Genomic DNA, 6006 nt, shown 5'->3' with positions numbered 1-6006 from the left:
TGGTCCGTCGGTTCCGACGCCGTCGCCGCCCATTCCGATGAGTTGCGCAGCGACAATCGAAGATATGAGCGCGGCGATCCAAACCAACACAATCTTAGCCGTGAAGACAGCTAGTACCCTTGTCATCGATCCAGCTCCTCTAAGACGTATTCGGCCCAGTTGAGATGCGTTTCGTAACCCAAGATGCCGTTCTGCATCGCCCAGCGCCCGTGGGCGGAAAGAGCTTGTCCCTCGGCGCTTTCCAGAAAGGTTCGAAGTGCATCCAGATGCTTGCCTACCGCATTGCTGAAGGATCGTAGAAACCGGCGCGTCAATGCATCATCGGGAAAGCTTTGTAGGAAGGCGAAGCGAAGCAGGACGAGATCGACTTCCCGCGCCACCTCCTCAATCGTGATCTCAGCGTTCAGCCAATCGTGCAGAACGCCCCTGCCGCTCTGGGTCACGTGAAAAAGCGGCTTGCCGCCGACCGCTTGCGGCCGGCGGTCCAGGAGTCCCGCTTTCTCTAGCTTGGCCAAAGCCGGATAGATGCTGCCGGGACTGGAAGAGAAAACGCCGAGAGGGGAATCTTCGAAGGCCTTACGCAAGGCATAGCCGGTTTGAGGCTTCGCAAAGGCCAGGCCGATTAATGCCAATCCGAGTGAGGTCTGTGTCATCGCCGTCCTTTGATACGCTTCGTATCTTTTAATACGATTCGTATCAAAGTGTCAATCTAGGCGCGATGTGGTTGCGTTCGGCAAATCAGACCATGTCTTATCCATGCTGTCACACGAAGGCTGCCGGCTCGGAACTTCAAACCGGCCATAGTGTAAGAGCGACGGAATCTGGGCCGAGAGGAGAATGTCGGCTCATCGACTTGGGAGCCCACAGAGTAGAGGCTTCTCAATCGACGCAGAGGCAAGAGTTCGAACTCAAAACACCCATGCCCTCGGGCTCAAGCCACACGAGTTGCAGATGTAAGAGCCTGAACCACGACTTCAGATGGCGTCCGACCGCGATCATGATTTTCTCCAGGTCAAGCCGCCAATGTGTCGACTTTGCTAAGCGTCCTGCATGATTTGCGGCAAGTCCACGTCTAGCGGGTTAGCATTGCAATTCGTCCATCCATTCCAATTCCATGTAAGCGCCAAGAGGTGGCGCGGAACAACAAGGAATGAACATGAGTATTCGTATTGCCGCGCTGCTGCTTGCTCCGGTCGCGTTCGCTACAATTACCAGTCCTGCACAGGCAGAGGAATTTGAAGGGCCTTTCATCGGTGTCGCAGCTGGCTATAGCCGGGACGAAGTTGGACCCAGCCTCGGCGATGGCCTCGCACTCGCTAACGAAATTGATCAAGACGCCGCCTATTTCCAGCTCTTTGCCGGATACGACTACGCCATCGCCTCAAAGGTCCGTTTGGGTGTTGAGGCTGCGCTCGGCGTAGGTGCTGATGACGAGCTGCGCCTGGCGGATGCTGCGGGTTCGCTCGAACTTGATCCAGAATATACCTTTGAGGTCACGGGCCGTGCTGGATATCTCATCAACGACAAGGCACTGGTCTATGTTCGCGGAGGATACCAGAACAGTCGTGTCGAGGCGACTCTGACCGAGGTTGGGCAGACGACCCTGCGCGACAAGGACAATGCCGATGGCTGGCTCGCGGGCGGCGGTCTCGAGTATGCATTCGGTAACAATCTGCGCAGTCGGATCGAATACCGGTACTCGGACCTCGGCAGCGACGGGGCCGATTGGGATCGACACCAGGTACTGGCGGGCGTTCTCTGGAATTTCTAGAACGAAGGGCGGGGGCGGCCGACCGGAAGCCTCCGCACTTCCGCCATCCGACATGGAGCGCGTTAATGGACCTGCTGAGCGACATTCTCGATTCCCTCTCGCTGCAAGGCCAGTTCTATTTCCGTACCTGCTTTAACAGCCCGTGGTCGATCGGCGTCCCCAATTACGCCTCGGCCATCCGCTTCCACTTTGCGGCCCAGGGTGAATGCTGGGTGCGTGCCGGAGATGAATCGCCAATACACCTGAAGCAGGGCGATCTCGTCCTCGTCCCGGCCGGGGCGGCACATGCCCTCTCGGATACGCCCGAACGCAAGCCGGTGGAGCTCGAAAGGGCAATGGCAGAGAACGAATACACCGGAGGCCCATTATTCAGAGTTGGAGACGGATGCGAGAACGCAGCGACGCAGCTGATGTGCGGCCATTTTACATTCGCCGAGGGTAGCGATCATCCGCTGTTGCGGTCGCTCCCCAACCTGATCCACGTCAGTGCGAGCATGCGCAGTTCGACCTTCTGGCTCGACGAGGCCCTGCGCCTGATGGCGCGGCAGATGGCCGAGGACAATCCCGGCTCAATGGCGGTTGTGCGTCGAATGTCCGAAATCATCTTCATCGAAACGGTGCGATCCTCTGCCTCGCAATCGGACCAGTTGGCTGGACTGATGGAGGCGCTGAGCGATCCCAAGATTTCACGCGCGATCCAGGCCATGCACCGAGATGTCGCGACACACTGGACGGTTGAAGCGCTCGCGGGCGAGGCCGCCATGTCACGCAGCCGCTTTGCCGCCCGATTCCAGGAGCTGGTCGGGTGCGGCCCGCTGACCTATCTCGCCGAATGGCGCCTGCAGAAGGCCTGCGCGCTGCTGCGCGAGGGCAAGGCTTCGATCCAGGAGGTTGCCGCGCGAATCGGATACCAGTCTCCCGCCGCCTTCACCCGCGCATTTGCCAATATGTTCGGCGAGTCCCCGACCAATTTTCGCAGCCGATTGGCAGCTTGAATTTGCAGATCGTCCTCTTCAATTAGCACCAAATCCCAATCTCCGGCGCTGACATTGTCTTAGCGTCCTGTCGATTGCATCTCCGCTGCGTCCACAACGCAAACACGGAGAAACCCATGCAACGGATTCCAGCCCTGCCGCTCGACACGACCGACGAAGCGGTCAGTTCGCTCTTCAACGCAGTTCGCCAGAAGATGGGCGGTGTGCCCAACATCCTTCGGACCATGGCGCAGTCGCCTGCCGCGCTCGAAGCCTATCTCGGTTTCAGTGGAGCCATCGGCAATGGCCGTTTCACCGCCGCCCAGAGCGAACTCGCTGCGCTTGCCGCTGCGGGCGAAAACAGCTGCGACTATTGCGCGTCGGCCCACAGCGCGCTCGGCAAGATGGCCGGGCTCGATCAGCCCGACATGCACCAGGTGATTGCCGGCGGCAATCTCGATGGCAGCGACGGTGCGATCGTCACACTTACCCGCAAGATCTTAAACCAGCGCGGCGTGCTGAGCGATGCCGACGTCGAGGCATTCTACGCCGCCGGTTTCGACGAGGGCCACCTGGTCGAGCTGATTGCGCTGACCGCACTCAACATCTTCACCAACTACTTCAACCACATCGCTGCGACCGAAATCGATTTTCCGGTCGTCTCGACCCGGGCCGCCTGAGCGCCCCGAAAACCCCCAACCCTCAACATCAGGAAAAACCAATGAAGAAGCCAATCTTTGCAGCCCTGCTTGCTGCGCAATTGCTGACTGTCGCCACACCGGCGCTGGCGGTCGAGGAGAACAACGTATCGAACGGTCTGACCGCAGCGGGTGCGCCGCTCGGCCTGCATGGCGTCGATCCGGTCGCGTTCATTACGCTCGGCAACCGGATTGACGGCGCGGCCAAGTTCACCGCGGTGCACGATGGCGTCGCCTATTACTTTACGTCGCAGGAAAACCTCGATGCATTCAGGGCGAACCCCGGCCGCTTCACCCCGCAGAATGGCGGCTACTGCACGTTCGGTGTTTCAGTCGGCAAGAAGTTCGACGGTGATCCGCGCTATGCCGCTGTCGTCGATGGCAAGCTCTATGTCTTCCTCAATGAAGACATCCTCAAGGCATTCCAGAAGGACCAGGCCGGCACAATCAAGAAGGCCGCGACCAACTGGAAGAGCATTCGCAGCGTAGCCGCCGCCGATCTCTGACGCAGCGGCCCGGGTGGCGGTGACCTTCGCGGCTCCCCTCCGACCTCCGTCCAGCCAGAACGAGGTTCGCCGCCATCCACCAATCAAGGAATCATCCTATGAACATTCTCGACCATATCAGTCTTGGCGTCCCGTCCATCGAAGCGGCCCGTCGCTTTTACGATCCGGTGATGGCATCGCTGAGCCTGTCCTGCCTCGCCGCGAACGAAGCTTTTGCCGCTTATGGCAAGGACGCGGTGCAGTTCCTCGTCATGGTGCCCTCGGACGGCGCCGAGTTTAGCCGCGGCAACGGAACGCACATCGCCTTCCGCGCCGATGCGCCTGCCAGCGTCGACCGCTTTCATTCAGCATCACTCGAAGCGGGCGGCGCCTGTGCCGGCGAGCCCGGCCCGCGCCCCGACTATCCTGCGAATGATGTCTACGCTGGATTCGTGATCGATCCCTTTGGGCACAAGCTTGAAGCGATCCACAACGGCTTCGCGAGCTAGGAGACCGGATCATGGAACAGGCATTCCAATACCTTGCCCTCGCAGGCGTCTTCACCGTCCTGATGTGGGTACCCTACATTCTTGCGCGGCTCGCCGTTTGGGGGCTCAAGGACTTCGTGACCAACTATCCGAAGGGATTTCCGGCGACCGAGCCCGAGCCGCCGCTGTGGGCGCAACGCACCAAGCGCGCGCATCTCAACATGGTCGAAACCCTTCCGGCGTTCGTCGCGGTCGTGATTGCCGCCGCTATGCTGCCCGATCGGGTCGATGCCGAATTCGTCGGCCACTGGGCAGCGGTGTTCTATTACGCCCGCGTGGTACACTACATCGTCTATTCGTTGGGCATTCCCTATCTGCGTACCCCGTCCTACCTCGTATCTTGGGCTGCAATCCTTGCAATCGGCATACAGGTGGCCTGACCGCCCCAATGCCAAATATGGAGATCGGTGCGATGACCAATCTGGCGGATCTTGCAGATGCAGAACTTCTCACAGCGGTGAGGCGCTGCGAGAGCTGCCCGGACCTGCCACTGGGTCCTCGCCCGATCCTGCAATGGGATCCCGCCGCAAGTATCCTGATCGCCGGGCAAGCCCCCGGAAACCGCACCCACCACAAAGGTATTCCTTTCGACGACCCTTCGGGTGACCGGTTGCGCGACTGGCTGGGCGTGGACCGCAAGACATTTTACGATCCGCAGAACTTCGCGATTGTGCCGATGGCTTTCTGCTTTCCCGGAACTGGCAAGGGCGGCGATCTGCCGCCACCTGCCCGCTGCGCAGAATTGTGGCGCGAAGCGTTGCTGGATCGCCTCCGAAACTTGCGGCTTACTATCGTTCTCGGCCAGTATGCAGCTGCCTGGCACGGCGATGGCACGCGGCAGTCCGTCACCGAATCCGTTGCAATGTGGCGCCAGACGCTGCCGGCGCTGGTTGTTCTGCCGCATCCCAGCCCGCGCAACCGGCGCTGGCTGACGCAGAACCCTTGGTTCGAGCGCGAGTTGCTGGGTAGGGTGCGCTCGCGCGTCCGCGAAATTCTCGTACAGGGGTAAACCGATTGGCAAACTCCAGCCCAGGTTTGGTTTGCACACATGACCATCCCGATCCTTTCGAGATTTTCCGTTTCGGACGATTTACGAATGTCGATCCTGTTGCCTTGCTCGCACATCTGCGCGATCCACGCATCGCACGGCACTTACCGCTGCTTCCCGACGATCCAGATGCAGCGTTTGTCTCGCAACTCATCGCCACTAAAGAAGCATGCTGGGAGCGCGACGGCCTGGGACACTGGGCAATCCTGCACGAGGGCGAATATGCCGGTTTCGGCGGCTTTCAACGGGAAGGGGACGAATGGGACTTCGGTCTCGTCTTGCGGCCCAAATATTTTCGGCAGGGAAAGGATATTGCGCTGCAGGCATTTGATTGGGCACGCCACCACACGCAAATCGAGGAAGTGACCTTCCTGCTTCCGCTGTCCCGCTCAGAACGTGCACTGCAACGACTCGGCGCCCGACCAATGGGCATATCAGAGCTTTTGGGCATTTCTTTTCGCAAATGGTGCCTCAACCTTGTG

The 6006-nt window shown here is 59.8% G+C and carries 9 protein-coding genes; 8 read left to right on the top strand and 1 reads right to left on the bottom strand.

What is annotated here, in order from left to right:
* Window positions 1-122: 122 nt before the first annotated feature.
* On the bottom strand, window positions 123-653 hold the full coding sequence (locus ACQY6C_RS04335; protein WP_427965234.1) for a helix-turn-helix transcriptional regulator: 531 nt from the start codon (window positions 651-653) through the stop codon (window positions 123-125).
* A gap of 503 nt (window positions 654-1156) precedes the next feature.
* On the opposite strand from ACQY6C_RS04335, the gene ACQY6C_RS04330 reads away from it, so the two are divergent.
* From ACQY6C_RS04330 to ACQY6C_RS04295, 8 genes are all read left to right on the top strand, one after another.
* On the top strand, window positions 1157-1771 hold the full coding sequence (locus ACQY6C_RS04330; protein WP_427965231.1) for an outer membrane protein: 615 nt from the start codon (window positions 1157-1159) through the stop codon (window positions 1769-1771).
* A 65-nt stretch (window positions 1772-1836) separates the two neighbouring features.
* Window positions 1837-2766, top strand: coding sequence for an AraC family transcriptional regulator (locus ACQY6C_RS04325; RefSeq protein ID WP_427965228.1), 930 nt, complete (start codon window positions 1837-1839; stop codon window positions 2764-2766).
* Between the two features lie 116 nt (window positions 2767-2882).
* Window positions 2883-3425, top strand: coding sequence for a carboxymuconolactone decarboxylase family protein (locus ACQY6C_RS04320; RefSeq protein WP_427965226.1), 543 nt, complete (start codon window positions 2883-2885; stop codon window positions 3423-3425).
* Between the two features lie 41 nt (window positions 3426-3466).
* Entirely contained in the window at window positions 3467-3949 is a 483-nt protein-coding gene (locus tag ACQY6C_RS04315) for a YHS domain-containing (seleno)protein (protein ID WP_427965223.1), read from the top strand.
* A gap of 98 nt (window positions 3950-4047) precedes the next feature.
* Window positions 4048-4437 carry a VOC family protein gene (locus ACQY6C_RS04310; RefSeq protein WP_427965220.1) on the top strand — a complete coding sequence of 130 codons (390 nt, stop codon included), beginning with the start codon at window positions 4048-4050 and terminating at the stop codon, window positions 4435-4437.
* An 11-nt stretch (window positions 4438-4448) separates the two neighbouring features.
* Window positions 4449-4856: an MAPEG family protein gene (locus ACQY6C_RS04305; protein ID WP_427965218.1), complete on the top strand. Its 408-nt coding sequence runs from the start codon at window positions 4449-4451 to the stop codon at window positions 4854-4856.
* Between the two features lie 8 nt (window positions 4857-4864).
* Window positions 4865-5485 (top strand): uracil-DNA glycosylase family protein, encoded by a 621-nt coding sequence (locus ACQY6C_RS04300; RefSeq protein WP_427965215.1) that lies wholly within the window; start codon window positions 4865-4867, stop codon window positions 5483-5485.
* A gap of 5 nt (window positions 5486-5490) precedes the next feature.
* On the top strand, window positions 5491-6006 hold a 516-nt coding region (locus tag ACQY6C_RS04295), incomplete at its 3' end, for a GNAT family N-acetyltransferase (protein WP_427965212.1).

The organism is Altererythrobacter sp., from assembly GCF_050299635.1.
Classification (GTDB): Bacteria; Pseudomonadota; Alphaproteobacteria; order Sphingomonadales; family Sphingomonadaceae; genus Erythrobacter.
Note: the sequence above shows the minus strand (reverse complement) of the source record. Positions and strands in the feature narration are given on the sequence as shown.